The organism is Acinetobacter wanghuae, from assembly GCF_009557235.1.
GTDB lineage: Bacteria > Pseudomonadota > Gammaproteobacteria > Pseudomonadales > Moraxellaceae > Acinetobacter > Acinetobacter wanghuae.
The window spans coordinates 74,976-94,640 of sequence record NZ_CP045650.1; the positions used below are offsets into that span (position 1 = coordinate 74,976).

The following is a 19,665-nucleotide window of genomic DNA, read 5'->3' on the forward strand; positions in this document are numbered from 1 at the left end:
CTTTCCAATAATTTAATCTCTGTTGCACTTCATTTGAGAATCTAAGATCAAAAAAAGCCCTCAAACTTGAGGGCTTTTTCTTGGAATTTTGCGCTGAATCTTGAGCGGGAATTATTCTACTTCTAAATTAAACGTCACAGGTCCATCATTGACCAAATGCACTTTCATATCCGCTGCAAAGATACCTGTTTGTACATTTTCAAACTGGGACTTTGCATATTCAACCAATTGCTCATACAGCTCTTTTGCTGCAGCAGGCGGCATGGCAGGCCCAAAATCTGGACGTAAGCCTTTTGTAGTTTGTGCCATTAAGGTGAACTGTGAAACCAAAAGTAAACCGCCGCCCGCTTGAGTAATATTCCAACCCATTTTGCCATCTTCATCATCAAAGAAACGATATTTCAATATCTTATCAATCAGCTTTTTGCCTTTTTCTAACGTATCTTCTTTACCAATGCCTAAAAAAACCAAAATGCCGTGTTCAATTTGACCTGTGGTTTCGCCGTCGACCACCACTTTGGCTTCAAGAACTCGTTGTAAAAGCGCGCGCATATGTTTCCCAATTGGCTGCTGTGAAATCGGGGCTATTGTAGCAAAAGCCCAATCGGCTGCGCAGCGTCAGGTAAAAAACAGCTTAATGGCTAAATCCAAATACAAAAAAATAAGATCATTTAATAATTCGATTGAAATGATAAATTTTATCCGTTTTATCTATTTTTTGTTCTCACGTATCTTTCTCGGTGCAGGAAAGGTATTTAACAGAGAGATTAAGACGATGTTTAAGCGTTCTTTATTGGTTGCGATGTTAGCAACAGCGACAGCGGCGACTCAAGCAGCGCCATTAACCAAAGACAATGGTGCACCAGTAGGCGATAACCAAAACTCGATTACTGCAGGTGAACACGGTTCAGTTCTGCTTCAAGACGTTCAATTGGTTCAAAAATTACAACGTTTCGGTCGTGAGCGTATTCCTGAACGTGTTGTACACGCACGTGGTACAGGTGCTTATGGTGAATTCGTAGCGACTAAAGATCTATCTGATCTTACTATTGCTTCATTATTCAACGCAGGGACTAAAACGCCTGTATTCTTACGCTTCTCTACAGTAATTCACGGTAAGCACTCGCCAGAAACTTTACGTGATCCGCATGGTTTCGCGATCAAGTTCTACACGCAAGAAGGTAACTGGGACTTGGTGGGTAACCAAACGCCTGTATTCTTCATCCGTGATGCGATCAAGTTCCCTGACTTCATTCACGCAATGAAGCCAAGCCCAATTGACAACGTTCAAGATGCGAACCGTGTATTCGACTTCTTGTCTAGCCAGCCATGGGCAACAAACATGTTGACTTATGTGTATGGTAACCAAGGTGTTCCAACGAGCTACCGCGAGCAAGATGGTTTCGGTGTACACGCATTTAAACTGTACAACGATAAAGGCGAATACAAATACGTGAAGTTCAACTTCCGCTCTAAACAAGGCGTGAAAGGTCTGAACGTGAAAGAAGCTAGCGAGTTACAAGGTAAAGACTTCAACCACCTAACGAATGATCTTTACAAGAACATCAACGCGGGTAACTTCCCGAAATGGGATTTGTATATCCAAGTGTTAGATCCTAAAGATCTCAACAGCTTTGATTTCGATCCGCTAGATCCAACCAAAATCTGGCCAACGAACTTAGTTCCAGAAACTAAAGTCGGTACATTGACGCTGAACCGTATGCCGAAAAACTTCTTCCAAGAAACGGGAACAAGTGGCATTGGCACCGGGTAACTTAGTTCCAGGGATCGAGCCATCAGAAGACCGTCTATTACAAGGTCGTATCTTCTCTTACTCAGATACGCAAATGTACCGTTTAGGTGCTAACCACCAGCAAATTCCAGTAAACCGTCCATTGGTAAATGTGAACAACAACAACCAAGATGGTTACATGAACCTTGGCGGTACTTCATCTAACGTGAACTATGAACCAAGCCGTATTGAGCCAAAACCCGCAACTGCGAAAGCACGTGCGGTAGAAACTCCGCTTTCTGGCACAGTTCAACAACGTGGTGTGAAAGAGCAAAACTTCAAGCAAGCGGGTGAACTTTACCGTTCATACACTGCGAAAGAAAAAGACGACTTAATCATGAACTTAGCGGCTGACCTTGGCAACGTTAAAGATTCAGAAACCAAACACATCATGTTGTCTTACTTCTACAAAGCAGATGCTGATTACGGTACACGTATGACTAAAGCTGTAAACGGTAACCTTGCAACTGTAAAAGCGAAAGCAGCAAAACTTAAAGACTAATTTCGATCAGTCTGAAGTATTGGTGACTAGGGTTTAAGACTTCACCTCAAGAAAGTCCTGTAAAATTCCAAACCTTTCCTGCACCCTAGGGGGAGTTTTACAGGCACTCGGTTGTATCTGTTTTATCTAATCGGAAATGAAATGCCTGACATTTCTTTCTACATTCGATTTCTGTTGGAGTTCATCATGGGTGGTATGCAACGTATCATTTTAGCCAGTATTCTTACGTTTAGCTCCGCATTCGCACACGTAGCGATCGCAAAGGATATCTCCCCCGCTAAAAGCGCGGCTAGCGCTCAGATGACCTCACAACAGGAATTGATAGCGCTGTTCTTTGCCGCAGCGAAAACCGGCAATGATGAAGTGATTAATGAATTTCTCAAGCATGGTTTTCCAGTCGATGTACGTAATGTCGATGGCTATACCCCATTGATGATGGCGGCCTATTATGGTCAGCAAAGCATTGTCAGCACTTTGCTGCTGAAACATGGTGCTGACCGCTGTGCGCGTGATAAAAAAGGCAATACTGCTTTAATGGGTGCTTTATTTAAAATGGAATTTGCTGTCGCTAAACAATTGCGTAGCGTCGATTGTGATGCTAATGCTAAAAAAACCGGTCAAAAAACCACAGCAGAATTTGCCAAAGTGATTGGGCAAGAAAAGCAGTTACAAAAAATTATTCAAGAAGCGGAAAAATCGAAATCAAAATAAGTGATTTCTTTAGAAGACTTTAGTCTAAATAATGCTCCATTTTTTCATTTGGCTGTATGTAAAACCTGCAATATTTTGCTTGTATTTATGCTTTAATGAAATGAAGTACAGCGATATTACCTTTAGTTATGGCGCCAATCATTCATTCTTTGTTAGATACGGACTTGTACAAATTCACGATGTTACAAGTGGTCTTGCATAAATTTCCGCAAACACACAGTGTCTATCATTTCCGTTGTCGTAACCTTGAGGATACAGTCTATCCTTTGGTTGAAATCCTTGATGAATTGAATGAACAGCTCGATTTACTCTGTACCTTAAATTTTAAAGAAGATGAGTTGCAGTATCTGCGTAGCTTACGTTTTATCAAAAGTGACTTTGTCGATTATCTTGAATTATTCCAACTTAAACGTCGTTTTATTAAAGCCAGTATCGACAGTGAAGGTCGCTTAGACATTTGGGTTGAAGGACCGATGGTACAAGCGATGATGTTTGAAATCTTCGTTTTAGCCATCGTGAATGAACTGTATTTCCGACGTATTCGTTCTGATGCTGTTTTGGCAGAAGGACAGCGTCGTTTAGATGCAAAAGTTGAATTGCTGAAACATTATGCTGAATTACAGGGTGCAGAAGAGCCACCATTCTTGGTATCTGATTTTGGTACGCGTCGTCGTTATAGCTTTGCGTGGCAAAAGCACGTGGTTGAAGAGCTACATAAAGCAGCACCGAATGTATTCCGCGGAACCAGCAATGTTTTACTCGCGAAAGAATTAGGCATCACCCCAATTGGTACGATGGCGCATGAATTCCTTCAAGCATTCCAAGCCTTAGATGTGCGGTTACGTAATTTCCAAAAATCTGCGCTGGAAACATGGGTACAAGAATACCGCGGTGATTTAGGTATTGCACTGACTGATGTCGTCGGTATGGATGCCTTCTTACGTGATTTTGATTTGTACTTTGCTAAATTATTTGATGGCTTACGTCATGACAGTGGCGATCCCTATGAATGGGGCGATAAAGCCTATGCCCATTACAAAAAGTTGAAAGTCGATAGTAAAACCAAAATGCTGACCTTTAGTGATGGTTTAAATATCGAAAAAGCATGGGCGTTGCATCAATACTTTAAAGATCGATTCCAAGTCAGTTTTGGTATTGGCACCAATTTAACCAATGATATGGGACAAACCGCCCTGAATATCGTGTTGAAATTAGTGGAATGCAATGGTCAATCGGTCGCTAAAATTTCCGATAGTCCGGGTAAAACCATGACGGATAATGATACCTTCTTGGCTTATTTACGTCAGGTCTTTGATATTACTGAGCCTGCTTAAATCGATTGAAAAAAGCCGTCTTCGTTTTAAGGCGGTTTTTTTATGTATTGTCATTTTTAAATCAATTTTTATCTCAAAAACTGCTAATCATCACAATAAAAACAGCATATTTGCAAAAATGAGCTGTGCTAAGATCAAATAGATTTGAACGATAATAGCTTTGACGACCATGACCGCTTTTAATTTTCCTTTGCTCATTGAAGCAGAAGATTTGCTACCGCATTTAGACCATGACAAACTCAGAATTGTCGATTTAAGTCGTGCTTCCGTGTATGAGCAGTTGCATATTCCACATGCGATTCATCTCAAGCCAAAATTATTAGTTCGTCAAGACGAACAAGCCATGGGGCTATTTCCAGAACAAGAACAGCTTGAAGAATTGATCCGTTATTTAAATATTTCCCCTGAGCACCATGTCGTTGCATACGATGATGAAGGTGGTGCTTGGGCGGGGCGATTACTGTGGAACTTACATTGTATTGGCTTTGAAAATACCAGTTTACTCAATGGCGGAATTCACGCATGGCTTGGTGCAGGCTTAGCAACATCGTCAGATCAAGAAAAAATCGCGCCCGTCGACAAGCTCGTTCAAATTGATTTATCACAAAAAAATAAATACCACATTGACTATGACACGCTGCGTTCACAGGTGGAACAAGGTCAGATTCAAATTTGGGATTGCCGCACTGAAGATGAATATACTGGGTTACGTTTAGCAGCGCGACGCGGCGGTCACATTCCGGGGGCACGTCATTTCGAGTGGAGTACTGCCCTTAATCGTCAAAATCATTTAAAATTACATCCATTACAGCGCACAGAGCAGCGCTTGGAACAACTCGGTTTTGACTTAAAACAGCCTGTTGTGGTGTATTGTCAGTCGCATCATCGTTCAGGTTTGGCTTATATGTTAGGACGTTTATTGGGTTGGCAAATTCAAGCCTATGATGGTGCGTGGAGTGAGTGGGGCAACCGCCTCGATAGTCCAATCGCTACGGGGGAGTTCCCATCTTGAGCATCGCATCACGTTTAAAAAAACAAATCTTCATTCAAGCTCAACGTGTGGTGCCACAGCATCGTTTATCACGCGTGGTCGGTAAATTGGCTGCAAGTGAAAATCTTATTGTTAAAAATGCAGTGATCACTGCTTTTAAAGCGCAATACGGCATTGATATGTCGATTGCAGAACAACAAAATGCATTGAAATTTAAATCATTTAATGAATTCTTTACGCGCGCCTTAAAAGACGGTGTGCGTGCAGTCGATGCAGATCCGACGAGCATTGTGTCTCCTGCGGATGGTGCTATTTCACAGTTAGGTAAGATTGAAAATGGAGATGTATTCCAAGCCAAAGGACAAAAATTTACCGTTGAAAATTTAATTGCCGATCCGCAATTGGCTGAACCATTTAAAAATGGTCAGTTCGCGACTGTGTATTTATCACCAAAAGATTATCACCGTGTGCATATGCCATTTGCAGGCACACTGACAGAAACCCTGTATGTGCCAGGTGAGTTGTTCTCAGTGAATCAAACTACAGCGGAAAATATTCCGGGTTTGTTTGCGCGTAACGAACGTATGGTGTGTTTATTTGATACTGAACTTGGTCGTATGGCGGTTGTACTAGTTGGTGCAATGATTGTGGCGGGTATTGAAACTGTCGCGACGGGTAAAGTGAAGCCATCAGGTCGTATTGAGTTAAATCAACATGATTTATTCTTGGAGAAGGGCGCAGAGCTTGGTCGTTTCTATCTCGGTTCAACGGCTGTGGTCTTATTTGAAGAAAATAAAATGCAGTGGGATGCGGCGTTTAGAGCCAATTCAGAAGTGGTGATGGGTGAAGCAATGGGGCATACCATTTAAGCTGCTTTAGCCTCCCTTTAAAAAAGGGAGGTTGGAGGGATTATGAGAGTTACTTCTCTAAAATTTAAATCCCCCTATTCCCCCTTTAACAAAGGGGGAGGCTGTAAAAAAAGCGCCTTCAGGCGCTTTTTTAAATTGAATACTTAGCGTTTTACAACGATGGAATCAATCCCACTGTGTTGTAAGGTTTGCTGTGCAATGATCGCTGCATCGGCTGAATCATACGGACCTGAAACAACGCGATACCACACTTTCCCCCCTTCGACACTACGTACCACATCTGCAGATAGACCATTTAAGATAATCTCGGCACGACGTGCGTCCGCTTGATCGGGATCGTCAAAACTACGTACTTGTAGAATATAAGATTGAGCCGGTTTTGCAGTCTCAGCAGTTTCTAAACCGGGTTCAGTAGGTTCTTCAACTTCTGCTTGTGGGGCTTCAACAATCACAACTGCATCCTGACTTTTCGTTTCAGGAATGGCTTGTTCTGGAATTGGGGTCACTTGTTGTTGCGGAAGTAGATCATAAAAACGATAGTCTTTATTGGTGTCATCTTCTTCTTGATAGTGTTCAGAGGTAATATGATTTTTAGGTTTAACCGGTTCCCACGGTTTCCATAGCAAAAGCGCCATTAAAAAACTCAAAACAATCAAAATGATGACGAGTGTACCGAGCCACGTAGGAATCAATGGTTTTTTCGGCTTGTTCGGTCTTTCAGATACACCGCGCTGAGTTTTTCCAAACACTGGGAACTTCCTCTTATCTTTATTCTGGGGATAGAAAAGGCATAACCAAAGTTATGCCTTGTTCTAATTATCGTATGTGATCATGAACTAAAAGTCATTATTTAGAACATAAACTTCATATGATTTTTGTCGCGAATACTGCTTTTTACCTTCATTTTTGCTTCATAAAAGAAAAATGAGTTTAAAAAACCAAGTTTGCATACTCATATTGAGTATGCAAAATCGTATATGGTGCTAAAAGTTCGGTTTACATGCTTTCAGGAGCAGAAACACCGAGTAACTCTAGACCGTTACGAAGCACTTGACGTACATTGACCGACAATAATAAACGCGCTTGAGTCAGTTCAGCATCATCACCAAGGACTTTATTTTCGTTGTACCAGCCATGGAATAATGCAGCTAACTCTTTCAAGTAGTTACCAATTTGATGTGGTTCATAGCTATTTGCTGCACGTACTAAAATTTCAGGATATGCCGCAAGTTTCGCTAAAATTTCTGACTCAGTTTCAAGCTCAAGTTTAGCCGCTAAACCACGTGCCACAGTTGCATCAAAGTTAACATTGAGGCTAGTTGCTTTTTCTAACATACGGCAAATACGTGCGTGCGCATATTATTGGATGTAGTACACCGCGTTGTCTTTGCTTTGTGACACAGCAAGGTCTAAGTCAAAGTCAATGTGTTGCTCAGATTTACGCATAACGTAGTAGAAACGTGCAGCATCGTTGCCGACTTCTTTACGAAGATCACGCAACGTCACGAACTGACCTGAACGAGATGACATTTGCACCATCTCACCACCACGCCATAGGCTGACGAACTGAACCAACAATACGGTTAATTTTTTAGAGTCATAACCAAGCGCATCAATGGCTGCTTTTACACGTGCGATATAACCGTGGTGATCTGAACCCCAAATATCAATGATATCGGTATAGCCACGTTGTAATTTATTCAGATGATATGCAATGTCAGATGCGAAATAGGTCGTTTGACCATTGCGACGTTTCACCACACGGTCTTTTTCATCGCCAAAATCAGTCGATTTAAACCAAATGTTGCCGTCTTTTTCGTAAAGGAAGCCACGTTGATCTAAAGTTTGTAATGCTTCTTCAATCTTGTCGGTTAGGGTTTCTTCACTGAACCATTGATTGAAGGTCACACCGAATTCGCCAAGGTCATCTTTAATATCATCAAGAATCGCTTTGAGCGCCGCTTGTAAGAATACGCGGTAGCCTTGACCAATCAAGGCTTGTGAATTGAAGATCAAGCCATCAATGTGTTTTTCTTTGTCGCCTGACAGTACAACTTTATTACCGTCTGCATCAAGTTCAGCGGCAAATTGCACATCTTCAGGAACATCTTTATAGACATCTGCTACTGGTCGAACATACGCATCGCCGTCTTTATCGATAATACTTTGCGCGATTTCTTTAACGTAGTCGCCTTGGTAAGCATTTTTCGGGAACACCAATTCTTGACCTGTTAATTCTAAATAACGCAGGTAAGTTGATGTTGCCAAGATGTCCATTTGACGACCAGCATCATTGACATAGTATTCGCGATCAACTTTAGCGCCTGTCGCTTCAAGAAGATTCGCAACGGTCATGCCATATGCTGCACCACGACCATGACCCACGTGCAGGCTAGAGGTTGGGTTGGCAGAAACGAATTCAACTTGAATGCGTTTGTCTGCATTGGCTTGGGTACGACCATAGCTATCTTGTTGTGCTTGAATTTGATCGAGAACGCTAAAACGCTGATCAGCATTTAAGAAGAAATTAATAAAACCGGGACCCGCGATTTCCGCTTTGCTGATATCTGCGACTTCAGGAAGTGCAGTTAAGATTTTCTCTGCTAAGTCACGTGGCTTCATACCCGCAGCTTTAGAGGCAATCATCGCAATATTTGAAGCGAAATCACCGTGTGTTCGGTCTTTGGTACGCGTCAAACTACTGGTGTTTTTCCAGTCAGATGGGAGGACACCTTCAGCTTGAAGGGATTGCACTGCATGTTCTAGAGCTGCTTGGATTGCCGTGTTCATAATCAGTCGAAAATAAATGTCGCGGAAAAACAGTAAATATAGCAAATTTCAGGCTGTTTAGGTGAAACCATTTGTAGGCAATAACAAATACCCCGTCAGTATTAAATTAGGTGCATCGTTAAAAATTATCTAAAAATTAAAGCCTTCATAACGTGAATAATCTGTATTTTATTGGGATAAAAATATTAAAGCCAATATTCAACGATGGCGCGAATAATACCTAATACCATTCCAATAAATGCACCGACCACGACCCCATTGACGCGGATCATATGCAAGTCACCACCGACTTCATTTTCAATTTTATCAATCATTTCGCGCGAGTCCCATTCGTGAATACGTTCACTAATGAAGAGAATGATTTTCTCGCTATATTGATCACTTAAATCGACGGCAATACTGCTCAGACGGGTATTGAGTAATTCACGTACAGACGGGTTAGAGATAATGTTTTGTCCGACTTGTTGAATCGCAATCCGGATATTTTCTGCAATACCTGAATTGGCTTGTTCCAAATCGTTTTTAATCGCATCACATAAGATGGCAACCGCACCACTAATAAAATTCAATACTTGTGGGCTATCGAGTAGGGCATTTTTACTTTGGTTTAAGCGCTGACTGGTTTGACTATTTTCATCTGCCAGTTCAAGCATAATAACATTGGCAGATTCTTCAATTTTTAAGCGCCAAGGATGATCAGGATCGGCAAGCATGGCTTCGACCCGCCCAATCACTGAATCGATACTGCGTTGTTGCACATCAATGCCAATCCAACTGGCACCTTTGGCAAGCTTCCAAACACCCATTTCTTTAAATAAATTGCGCGTAATGTCTTGGGTTTTTTCTGGATGATTGATCATCCATTCATGGGCTAAATCTAGACCGCGTTGTAAAACATCTTGATGGAAGTCATTTTCTAAAACAGCACGCAGCATTTCACTGGCTAAATGATTGATTTGGGTGTTTTTTACCCATTGCACGCTATTACTTTGAATAAAACCTGAAATTTGCTCCTGACCCACAAACTCAAAAATCTTCGGAACTGATTGCTGAATCACTTGCATCACTTGCGTATTATTTTGAGGGTTGGCAAGCCAATGTCCTGCGGCAAGACTTAAATCTGTATCGGCAAGGGTACGTGACACAATTTGCGGTGATAAGAAATTTTCTTGAACAAATCGCCCCATGGACTCAGCAATACGGGCTTTATTACGTGGAATAATTTCGGTGTGATCGCGTAAAAACTTTGGAATAGGTAATTTGCCAAAAGGATTGCGAAATAACACAGTAATGGCATACCAATCGGCGAGCCCACCGACCACACCCGCCTCAGCAGACAGCATGAGAATATGAATCAGCCAAACGTATTCTGGTAATAGCTTGGCTGCCACCATCAAAGCCAACCATGCCAAAACTGCAAGTACTAAGGCAATGGTGGCAAAGCGTTTACTGCGTTGTAGGCTGGGTGCAATGGTGTCTGTCGGCATAACATTTCTATTGAGCAGGGGTTGTAGTTTGCGGTTGGAGAACTTCACCCGTTGGACCTAAACCATATTTTTGACCTAAGGATTGTAAGATCAATCGTGCATCGAATGCATCACTTGGTGCTTGTTTCTCTTTATAACATTGAATGGTGTACGCAACTTGAGCGGGGTCAACTGTCACACTATATGGGGCATCATAGAACGGGTCAGGCCAAGCAAAAGCACCACGACGATAATACCCATAGGAATGATATCTCGGTGCAGGATAGACCACAGCTTCGCGCGGTGGTTGCTGCGTGCGATTACTTGGATCATCAATCACTTTAAAAAACTGAAAACCTTGTTGTACTGTGGTTTGTGCAGACTTTAATAGCGCAATTTCTTCAGCGGTGCCAAAGCTCATATTGGGTAAGGCTTTAAAGCTGACCCGATAAGTCTGTTGGTTCAATGGCGTGGTGCTAAATTGACCTAATTGATCAAAAGTACGAGGTTTTGTTGGAGTTGAAGCACATCCTGAAAGACCGATCACAGCGGCAGCTGCGAGTCCTAAGATCCATGTTTTCATGCGATGACTCCTATTCTTAAATGAAACATCTTTAGAAACTGCTATTCGGTTCAGTCAGAAATTGAATTTCTTCTGCTGTCGATTCACGTCCTAAAATTTGATTGCGATGTGGGTAGCGTCCAAAGCGATCAATAATCATTTTATGCTTTTTTTCAAATTCTAAATTGGTCGGATTGCCCAAACGTTGAAATAATTTTACAGCGAATTCATGCATCAACTTCGATTCGCTATGCATAAAGGGCATATATAAAAATGAACGCTGCTCAGGACTCAGTTGCTTATCTAAATCTAAGCTAATGGCTTCTTGCGCGAGCGCCAATGCCAAACTGTCTTGGGCAAAGGCTTGTGCTGTATCGCGATAAATGTTTCGTGAAAATTGATCGAGTACAATGATCTCAGCCAAACGACCTTCAGGGCTTTTACGCCATGACCAAAGTTCAGCCTGAGCAGCTTGTTGCAAAATAGTGCCAAATTTAGCACTTAGGGTTTGGTCAAATTCATCACTTTTTGAAAACCAATACGGCTGCGTTTCGGGTGCATACCAAAACTGTAAGATATCGTCATAATTCATAGCAGTTACAATTCTTTAGCATTTATTTGTCCATAAAATCACAAATTTCACATGTCTAATAGGGGAACTTTGTGTTAAAAAATTTGCCACATTAGAACGTGAGCGTTTGCTTGCAAACTAGACAGGGTGTAATGTGCAGACCTGAAATCACGGTATACTTATATAAACTGATGATTTTATTTTAATAGTTTATCCCATTAAGCGAGATTGTAATGAGTCAACTGGAATCGACCACTCAAGAAGTATTGCCAAGCTGGTTAGATCCGTCGCTATTCACAGGAATGTTGCGCGGTATTGAGCGTGAAAGCTTACGCATGCAGAGTAACGGTTTTCTATCACAATCTTTGCACCCGAAAGCGCTGGGTTCAGCGTTGACTCATCCGCATATTACGACGGATTATTCTGAAGCTTTAATGGAATTTATTACGCCGCCAAAGCCAACGATTCGACAAGCACTCGACTATTTGATGGACATTCATGCGATTGCCAATCGTCAGCTTGAAAATGATGAAAAGCTTTGGCCGATGTCGATGCCATGTATGCTCGATAGCAGTGATGAGCAGATTCCACTGGCGCAATATGGCACATCGAATGTGGGGCGTTTCAAAACTTTGTATCGTCATGGTTTAGGTGTGCGTTATGGTCGCCGTATGCAAACCATTTCTGGAGTTCATTACAACTTATCTTTCCCTGATGAACTTTTTGAAGCGTTACAAGCCCAAGAAACTGATAAAAAAATCAAAAAATTAAGCCTGCAAGATTATCGTAGCGAACGCTATATGGGCTTGATTCGTAACTTTATTCGTTTGACTCCATTGGTGATTTTCTTAGTCGGCGCTAGCCCTGCAGTATGCCAATGTTTCATGACCGGTCGTGATCATCATTTATTGCCTTTAGTCAAAGGGACGTTGTATTCACCCTATGCCACAGCCCTGCGTATGGGACGTTTCGGTTATCAAAATTCTGCGCAAAAACAACTGGGTATTCACTACAACAACTTAAAAGACTATTTAAAAGGTCTACAAAAAGCGGTTAAAACCTCTTATAAATCGTTTAAACGTTTAGGTCTGGAAAATGCCCAAGGCGAAGCGATTCAGATTAATGACCATGTGCTCCAAATTGAAAATGAATACTACAGTTTAGTCCGCCCGAAACAAGTGCCACAAGCAGATGAAACCCCATCACAAGCGCTTGAAAATCGTGGTATTGCCTATGTCGAATTGCGTGCAGTCGATGTGAATCCGTATAGTCCAATTGGGATTACCGAAGATACTGCCGGCTTCCTTGAAGTAGTGGCTTTATATTGTTTATTGCAAGACAGTCCTGCTTTATTGAAAGATGAAGAAGATGTGATTGAGCGCAATCAAGCAGAAGTTGTGAATCGTGGTCGTGCTCCAAATGTTGATATTATTGAAAATGGTCAAGCGCATCCAATTGAAGATTGGTGTACTTATCACATTCAACGTATGCAACCTTTGGCAGCGCTGTTAGATTCAACAGATAACACGACATTGTATACAGATGCATTAAAAGCGATGATGGTGCGTGTCGATGAAGTCGATGCAACTTTATCTGCGTTAATGGTCGGTGACACACGTGAACAAGGCGGAATGTGGCATTTTGGTCAAGCCTTGGCACAGCAACATGTAAGTGCATACGAGCAACATCAAATGAGTGCCGAAACCTTGGCATATTTTGAGCAAGCAGCAAAAGTGTCAATACAAAAGCAACAACAACTTGAGCAAGACTCAACGGTGAGCTTTGCAGAATATTTAGCACAATATCGATAAAATAATTAGAGGATTAAGCATGCGAGCAGGTTATCGCTTTGTCAGTGGTGTGTTGTTTTTAGCGTCTGTTGTAGGAATGGCATTCGCGCTATATCTAGAACACGTCCAAGGGCTTGAACCTTGCCCGCTATGTGTGTTTCAGCGCATTGGCGTGATTGGCTTGGGACTCATTTCGCTGATTGCATTGCTACATAATCCAAAATCAAATGCAGGAAAACGCATTTATGCATTTTTAGGCAGTTTAAGTATTTTATGGTCGGCAGGTGTGGCAGCGCGTCATGTCTGGTTGCAACATTTACCACCAGATAAAGTACCGAGCTGTGGGCCGGGTTTAGACTATTGGGTTGAAACCTTGCCGTTAAAATCGGTATTTGAGCAGGTACTTACAGGCTCAGGTGAATGCGCGAAAATTGATTGGACGCTGTTCGGACAATCCTTGCCTGTCTGGTCATTGTTATTTTTCAGTGTGTTATTGCTTATTAGTCTATGGCAGCTCTTTCGCCAATATCAGACTGCACCGGTTAAACGGTTAATTGATAAATATTAAGTCAATAAAAAGCCCTCAGATGAGGGCTTTTTTTTAGGTTAAGGCAATGCCTTCTACGCTTTCTAAATCGAGCATAAACTCGTGGATTTGATCGAGCTGATCATCGTCCTGCTGTGGATAGAACCAACGTGTGATTTGTTCAGCCACACTTGGATGATACTGAATATCAAAATGGTTTAAGCCATAAAAAATAGCTTTATGTGATTCAGGAATTTTGAGCTGAAAACGTGGATTCGGATGTTCACCGAGCGCACTTTTTACACTCACCAAATAATCGCCAATCACGTTACGTGTACGGTTTTTACGGTTTTCAAATTCAATCGTCCCTGCCACCAAATACGCATTAATATGTGAAGGAATCGGTGCAGGTTTACGATTGTCATCCATAAAGCCAATACGAACCTCATTGTGTTCCCAATCATCATCACGCACGCTGCCGTGACGTAAATCCAAAATACCATTACTGCGGATGTTGACCACATGCCCGACAATTTTCATAAAGGGGAAATGCCCGAGTTTTTCTTGTAAGGTAAAACCGAAACGTTCCAGTACTGCACCATGATGTGGTGAGCCTAAACAAACCAAATTCTCAACAATATTCACCCATTCATAGACATTTTGTTTGCCATAGAACAGCGCACTACGTGACACCAAGCCGCCCATACTATGTCCAATTAAATTGAAATGAGTAATATTAGGATTACGATTGAGCAAATCTTGTAAGGTATTGGCAAGGCTGCGCCCATTGGCAGAGATACGTCGCCCTGTGTTGTAGTTTAAATATAACAAGGTATTGTGCGGGTCTTGGGCTAAAAGCTTTGCGCCAATGCCTTCATATTTTTGGTTTGACCAATCAAGATGGTTCATACATAAACCATGCACAAATATGGTCACTCGACCTGAAAGTTGACCTTTTTGTAATTGGTTTTGATGATCATACAGGCACATAGGCAGTGCAATTGGATTATGATCACGCAGCAAATAATCACCAATAATCCCGTTCAATGCCCCGACTAAAAAATGCAGGCTAGGCGTTAAGGGTTTGTCATGTAATTTTGGAAATTTTGCAATAATACTGCGTAGACTTGGCGCAACTAAACTATTGCCATAATGGAAAATAATGTCATAAGACATTTGGTAGAGCTTGGTCATATAAGGAACATTTTGAATTTTTTTCGAGCTTTGCTCGCTAAAGCCAAACAGACTCATCAAAATTTCACGCTGAATGGTCTTGATCAGTTCTTGCACCACATCACTAAAACGTAAAGTGACCAATTGCGCCATACCTTCAAGTAAATCAGCTTGGCTGGGCGGGGTACGATCCCACTTACAATAGGTCTCATGCAACGGGGTTAAGCTTGGCATTGTTCCTATCCCTTCAATGGACCGCTTCACCGACATCTTTCTTTTTTGAGGTGATCGCGGTATAAATTCTTATGATCTGTGATAGTTCTCAGAATACTTTTAAAATACCGAGAATTGCAGCATTGCTATCAGGATCTTGTCTAACAATGTGGCGATTAAAATAAATTGAATGAATGTGATCTATGTCTCATTTATAAAATAGATTTTGATCATTTCCTATACTTTTTTGTTATCAGTCGATGAATGTCATTTATTTGCATGGCTTTAAAAGTAGTGCGCTGTCTATAAAAGGGCAGTTACTTGAAAAATATTGTTCGAATAATCCGAATATTAATGTGCATTTGCCCGATTTAAACCAATCACCGCTGCATGTGATTGACCAGTTATCCAGTTTAATCGAGTCGATGAATGACGTGGCATTGGTCGGCAGTAGCCTTGGTGGCTTTTATGCGACACATTTGGTCGCGAAGCATCATGTGCCGGCTGTACTGATTAATCCAGCAATGCGACCATGGCAATTGTTCCGCGAACTCTTTGATGAGGTATTGCCTTATCAAGTTCATCCAAATTGGTGCTTGGATGATTCAGATCTTGACCAACTCGAACAATTGGCCCTGCCAACTGCACAAGATGCAGACAAAATTTTAGTGCTATTGCAACAAGGCGATGAAGTTTTGGATTATCGTGAAGCACATCGCTATTATAGTGATGCTCGTCCACCTGCGATGATGATGACGGAAGCGCATGGTAATCATGGTATGGACGATTTTGCGGAGAAAATTCCGCTTGTTTTACAGTTTTTATTGGACTGCATAAAAAAGGAAACCGAATAACGTGTCTCAATATACGGCTCAATCTCTTGAAGTTTTATCTGGTTTAGATCCGGTGCGTCGTCGCCCGGGCATGTATACCGATACCACTCGTCCGAACCACTTGGCACAGGAAGTAATTGATAATGCAGTCGATGAGGCACTTGCGGGACATGCCAACAAAATTACCGTGATTGTCTATAAAGACGGGTCATTGTCGGTTGAAGACAATGGTCGTGGTATGCCTGTTGATATTCATCCGGAATATGGTCAAAGCGGTATCGAAATTATTCTGACTAAACTGCATGCCGGCGGTAAATTTAGCACCGACAACTACCAATTCTCAGGTGGTTTGCATGGTGTGGGTATCTCCGTCGTTAATGCCTTGTCGACCCGTGTGGAAGTTGCGGTACAGCGTCAGGGTAATCTATATAAAATGAACTTTGAGCAAGGTGAGCCGACAGCACCGCTTGAAGTTTTAGAAGGCAAATGTGCGAAACGTGCTACAGGTACAACTGTCCATTTTTGGCCTGAAGCGAAATATTTTGATTCACCAAAATTCGCCTTAAAAGCCTTAAAACACAATCTGAAAGCCAAAGCCGTTTTAGCGGCAGGTCTGCAAATTAACTATGTCGATCAAATCAACGATGAGAAGATCACATGGCAGTTTGAAAATGGTTTAGTCGACTATTTGATGGACGAAATGCAAGACCGCGAAATTATTCCGGCACCTGCATTTGTGGCAACGGGTGATGCAGACCGTGCCAGTGCTGAATTTGCCATTTGTTGGAATGTCGAAGGCGGTGAAAGTATTCAGGAATCTTATGTCAATTTGATTCCAACGGCGCAAGGCGGTACGCACGTCAATGGTTTACGCTCAGGTGTCACCGATGCCATGCGTGAATTTTGTGAATTGCGTAATTTATTACCGCGTAATCTTAAACTCTCAGCAGAAGATGTCTGGGATGGTGTGAACTATATTTTGTCACTTAAGTTTCAAGAGCCGCAGTTCTCGGGACAAACCAAAGAACGTCTTTCAAGCCGTGAAGCCTCAGGCGTGATGCTGAATATTGCTAAAGATGCTTTTGCACTCTGGCTGAACCAAAACTCTGACATTGCCATGCAATTGGCAGAAATGGCAATTTCTAAAGCTGGTCGTCGTTTAAAAGCCGCTAAAAAAGTGGAACGTAAAAAGATTGTTGCAGGTCCAACTTTACCGGGTAAATTATCTGATTGTGTGGGGCATGACCTCGATCAATCAGAGTTGTTTATTGTGGAAGGCGACTCGGCAGGCGGTTCAGCGAAGCAAGCACGTGATAAAAATTTCCAAGCCATCATGCCGATTCGCGGTAAAATTTTAAATACTTGGGAAGTGGCATCTGATGAAGTGTTGGCATCGCAAGAAGTACATAATATTGCGATTGCGATTGGTGTCGATCCCGGTTCAGACGATCTTTCAGAACTGCGTTACGGTAAAATTTGTATTTTAGCCGATGCCGATTCAGATGGTCTGCATATTGCGACCTTGCTCTGTGCTTTGTTTGTGAAGCATTTCCCAAGTTTGGTCGAAGAAGGACATTTGTTTGTCGCAATGCCGCCATTGTTCCGAATTGATGACAACAAAGACGTGCATTATGCTTTGGATGAAGATGAACTCAATGGCATTTTGAAAAAATGCAAAACCAAGAATCCGCAGATTACCCGATTTAAAGGTCTGGGCGAGATGAATGCGAGTCAATTGCGTGAAACGACTTTAGATCCAAATACCCGTCGTTTAGTGCAATTGGACTTGGATGACATGCAATTTACTTCAGGCTTACTGGATAAATTGCTTGCCAAGAAACGTGCCAGTGACCGTAAAGAATGGTTAGAGCAAAAAGGTAATTTGGCAGATTTAGTGGTTTAGAAAGCGGAATCTTTCGTATAAAAAAGCCCGCACAATGCGGGCTTTTTTGTCTTGGGATTAGACATCGCATAAAGAACAATTTACACCGCGGCAATTATGTAAAACGGAGCTGCGTGCGCTATTTTTAGTGGTTCCCGGACCTTCAACTAAAGGACCTGCCAGTTGTTCAGCACCTGAACCGGGGCGCCATTTTGTTTTCATATTAATTTGTTGATGACCAGTGATCATCGGTTTTGCCAAAGTTTGCTGCTGACAATAACTACATTCAATCGTATCTGTTGAAATGCGAGCAATCGGTACACGCTGTTCAAAAATCCCCTCGCAATGTTCACAGCGGAAATCGTATAACGGCATTTCTGTACTCCTGTACCTTGAGCATTTTAAAATAAAAAGCCGAGTAGCCTAAGGCTTTGGAACGGTGGCTACTCGGTGCGAAGCTTGTTTATAACTGGTTAGAGATTAACGTCTGCGTCCCCAGAATTTATCATCATTGAGTGCACCTTTAGGCAAGATGTCTTGCTCAAAGATCGAGGTCGGTAAAGACACCGTACATGCACAGTTTGGAATATCTACGATACCGCCGATACGACCTTCAACAGGTGCAGCAGTCAGCAGCATGTAAGCTTGAGAACCTGTAAAACCAAAGTTTTCAAGATATTTAATCGCTTTCAAACACGCTTGACGGTAGGCAACAGTTGCATCTAAATAGTAGTTCACGTCATTTTCAACGCTAATACCTTCAAACGTTAACCATTGGTCATAGTTTGGTTTCACATTACTTGGCACAAAGATTGGAGAATCGATGTTGTATTTCGCCATCCCGCCTTTGATCAGGTCAAAGCCAACACGGGTTACACCGTCCATTTCAATGGCACCACAGAAACCGATTTCGCCATCCCCTTGTGAGAAGTGAAGGTCACCCATCGAGAAGCCGGCGCCCTTTTGGTAAACAGGGAAGTAGATTCGGCTACCTGCGGCTAAATCTTTAATATCGGTATTACCCCCATGTTCACGTGGCGGTACAGTACGTGCAGCTTCTGCCGCCATACGATCAAATTCAGCACCCGATACACCGCGAAGCACCGCAGTACGTGGATCAGGCGGGTTGGCTTGACCTTTAGGGACAAGTAAAGCTTCACGACGATTCCATTCTTTTAATAAGTCATGAGATGGCAGCGTACCCATTAAACCCGGGTGCTTTAAGCCTGCAATACGAACGCCTGGAATGTGACGTGAGGTTGCGAACAAACCTTTTAAATCCCAGATCGCTTTATCAGCTTCAGGGAAATAATCTGCAAGGAAGCCGCCACCGTTTTCTTTGGCAAATACACCCGAGAAACCAACATCTGAAATGGGTTGAATATCGAGTAGGTCGATTACCAATAAGTCACCTGGTTCAGCGCCTTCCACATAGAAAGGTCCTGTCAGGGGATGCGCACGTGTTAAATCGACATTTTTAACATCAGAAACATCATCTGTATCTTTAATTTGGGCATCAAGGAAGTCCAAACTTTCAATCAGAATCTCTTCCCCTGGCTTTACAGAAGTCAAAAACGGCAAATCAGGATGCCAACGGTTATGACCAATCTCCGCTTGTTCAGCCAGCGGAACCCCCGGTTTAATTTTGATGTGTTGCATG

16 protein-coding genes and 2 pseudogenes are annotated in these 19,665 nt (G+C 42.2%); 9 read left to right on the forward strand and 9 right to left on the reverse strand.

Annotated elements, in window-relative coordinates; all coding sequences use genetic code 11:
- Window positions 1–111: 111 nt before the first annotated feature.
- On the reverse strand, window positions 112–552 hold the full coding sequence (dtd, locus tag GFH30_RS00355; protein ID WP_153370092.1) for a D-aminoacyl-tRNA deacylase: 441 nt from the start codon (window positions 550–552) through the stop codon (window positions 112–114).
- Window positions 553–775: 223 nt separating this feature from the next.
- On the opposite strand from dtd, the pseudogene GFH30_RS00360 reads away from it, so the two are divergent.
- The 5 genes and pseudogenes from GFH30_RS00360 to asd all read left to right on the forward strand — a co-directional run bounded on the left by GFH30_RS00360 (window position 776) and on the right by asd (window position 6,199).
- Window positions 776–2,294, forward strand: a pseudogene (locus tag GFH30_RS00360) (catalase).
- Between the two features lie 195 nt (window positions 2,295–2,489).
- Window positions 2,490–3,005: an ankyrin repeat domain-containing protein gene (locus GFH30_RS00365; RefSeq protein ID WP_406565742.1), complete on the forward strand. Its 516-nt coding sequence runs from the start codon at window positions 2,490–2,492 to the stop codon at window positions 3,003–3,005.
- Window positions 3,006–3,133: 128 nt separating this feature from the next.
- Window positions 3,134–4,339 (forward strand): nicotinate phosphoribosyltransferase, encoded by a 1,206-nt coding sequence (gene pncB, locus GFH30_RS00370; protein WP_153370094.1) that lies wholly within the window; start codon window positions 3,134–3,136, stop codon window positions 4,337–4,339.
- 169 nt (window positions 4,340–4,508) lie between these two features.
- The gene (locus GFH30_RS00375) at window positions 4,509–5,351 is read left to right on the forward strand and encodes a sulfurtransferase (protein WP_153370096.1); all 843 of its coding nucleotides are present in this window, start codon (window positions 4,509–4,511) and stop codon (window positions 5,349–5,351) included.
- On the forward strand, window positions 5,348–6,199 hold the full coding sequence (asd, locus tag GFH30_RS00380; RefSeq protein ID WP_153370098.1) for an archaetidylserine decarboxylase: 852 nt from the start codon (window positions 5,348–5,350) through the stop codon (window positions 6,197–6,199). Before GFH30_RS00375 ends, asd begins: the two co-directional genes overlap by 4 nt.
- A gap of 143 nt (window positions 6,200–6,342) precedes the next feature.
- Here asd and GFH30_RS00385 read toward each other — a convergent pair whose 3' ends face one another.
- From GFH30_RS00385 to GFH30_RS00405, 5 genes and pseudogenes are all read right to left on the reverse strand, one after another.
- Window positions 6,343–6,948, reverse strand: coding sequence for an SPOR domain-containing protein (locus GFH30_RS00385; RefSeq protein WP_153370100.1), 606 nt, complete (start codon window positions 6,946–6,948; stop codon window positions 6,343–6,345).
- A 247-nt stretch (window positions 6,949–7,195) separates the two neighbouring features.
- A pseudogene (argS, locus tag GFH30_RS00390) lies at window positions 7,196–8,989 on the reverse strand (arginine--tRNA ligase).
- A gap of 185 nt (window positions 8,990–9,174) precedes the next feature.
- Entirely contained in the window at window positions 9,175–10,476 is a 1,302-nt protein-coding gene (locus GFH30_RS00395; protein WP_153370102.1) for a DUF445 domain-containing protein, read from the reverse strand.
- Window positions 10,477–10,483: 7 nt separating this feature from the next.
- Entirely contained in the window at window positions 10,484–11,038 is a 555-nt protein-coding gene (locus GFH30_RS00400) for a CC0125/CC1285 family lipoprotein (protein ID WP_153370104.1), read from the reverse strand.
- 31 nt (window positions 11,039–11,069) lie between these two features.
- Window positions 11,070–11,609, reverse strand: coding sequence for a DUF924 family protein (locus tag GFH30_RS00405; RefSeq protein ID WP_153370105.1), 540 nt, complete (start codon window positions 11,607–11,609; stop codon window positions 11,070–11,072).
- Window positions 11,610–11,821: 212 nt separating this feature from the next.
- Here GFH30_RS00405 and gshA point away from each other — a divergent pair, with 212 nt between their 5' ends.
- Together gshA and GFH30_RS00415 are read left to right on the forward strand one after the other, a co-directional pair.
- On the forward strand, window positions 11,822–13,399 hold the full coding sequence (gene gshA, locus GFH30_RS00410) for a glutamate--cysteine ligase (RefSeq protein WP_153370107.1): 1,578 nt from the start codon (window positions 11,822–11,824) through the stop codon (window positions 13,397–13,399).
- Between the two features lie 19 nt (window positions 13,400–13,418).
- On the forward strand, window positions 13,419–13,946 hold the full coding sequence (locus GFH30_RS00415) for a disulfide bond formation protein B (RefSeq protein ID WP_153370109.1): 528 nt from the start codon (window positions 13,419–13,421) through the stop codon (window positions 13,944–13,946).
- A 33-nt stretch (window positions 13,947–13,979) separates the two neighbouring features.
- Here GFH30_RS00415 and GFH30_RS00420 read toward each other — a convergent pair whose 3' ends face one another.
- On the reverse strand, window positions 13,980–15,311 hold the full coding sequence (locus tag GFH30_RS00420) for a PGAP1-like alpha/beta domain-containing protein (RefSeq protein ID WP_153370111.1): 1,332 nt from the start codon (window positions 15,309–15,311) through the stop codon (window positions 13,980–13,982).
- Window positions 15,312–15,550: 239 nt separating this feature from the next.
- On the opposite strand from GFH30_RS00420, the gene GFH30_RS00425 reads away from it, so the two are divergent.
- Together GFH30_RS00425 and parE are read left to right on the forward strand one after the other, a co-directional pair.
- A complete protein-coding gene (locus GFH30_RS00425) occupies window positions 15,551–16,144 on the forward strand; it encodes a YqiA/YcfP family alpha/beta fold hydrolase (protein ID WP_153370113.1) in 594 nt (197 codons plus the stop codon).
- A gap of 1 nt (window position 16,145) precedes the next feature.
- A complete protein-coding gene (gene parE, locus GFH30_RS00430; RefSeq protein WP_153370115.1) occupies window positions 16,146–18,026 on the forward strand; it encodes a DNA topoisomerase IV subunit B in 1,881 nt (626 codons plus the stop codon).
- A gap of 57 nt (window positions 18,027–18,083) precedes the next feature.
- Here the strand turns inward: parE and GFH30_RS00435 are convergent, their stop codons facing one another.
- Together GFH30_RS00435 and fmdA are read right to left on the reverse strand one after the other, a co-directional pair.
- Window positions 18,084–18,380 carry an FmdB family zinc ribbon protein gene (locus GFH30_RS00435; protein ID WP_153370117.1) on the reverse strand — a complete coding sequence of 99 codons (297 nt, stop codon included), beginning with the start codon at window positions 18,378–18,380 and terminating at the stop codon, window positions 18,084–18,086.
- 105 nt (window positions 18,381–18,485) lie between these two features.
- Window positions 18,486–19,664, reverse strand: a complete 1,179-nt coding sequence (gene fmdA / locus GFH30_RS00440; RefSeq protein WP_153370119.1) for a formamidase — start codon at window positions 19,662–19,664, stop codon at window positions 18,486–18,488.
- Window position 19,665: the final 1 nt, after the last annotated feature.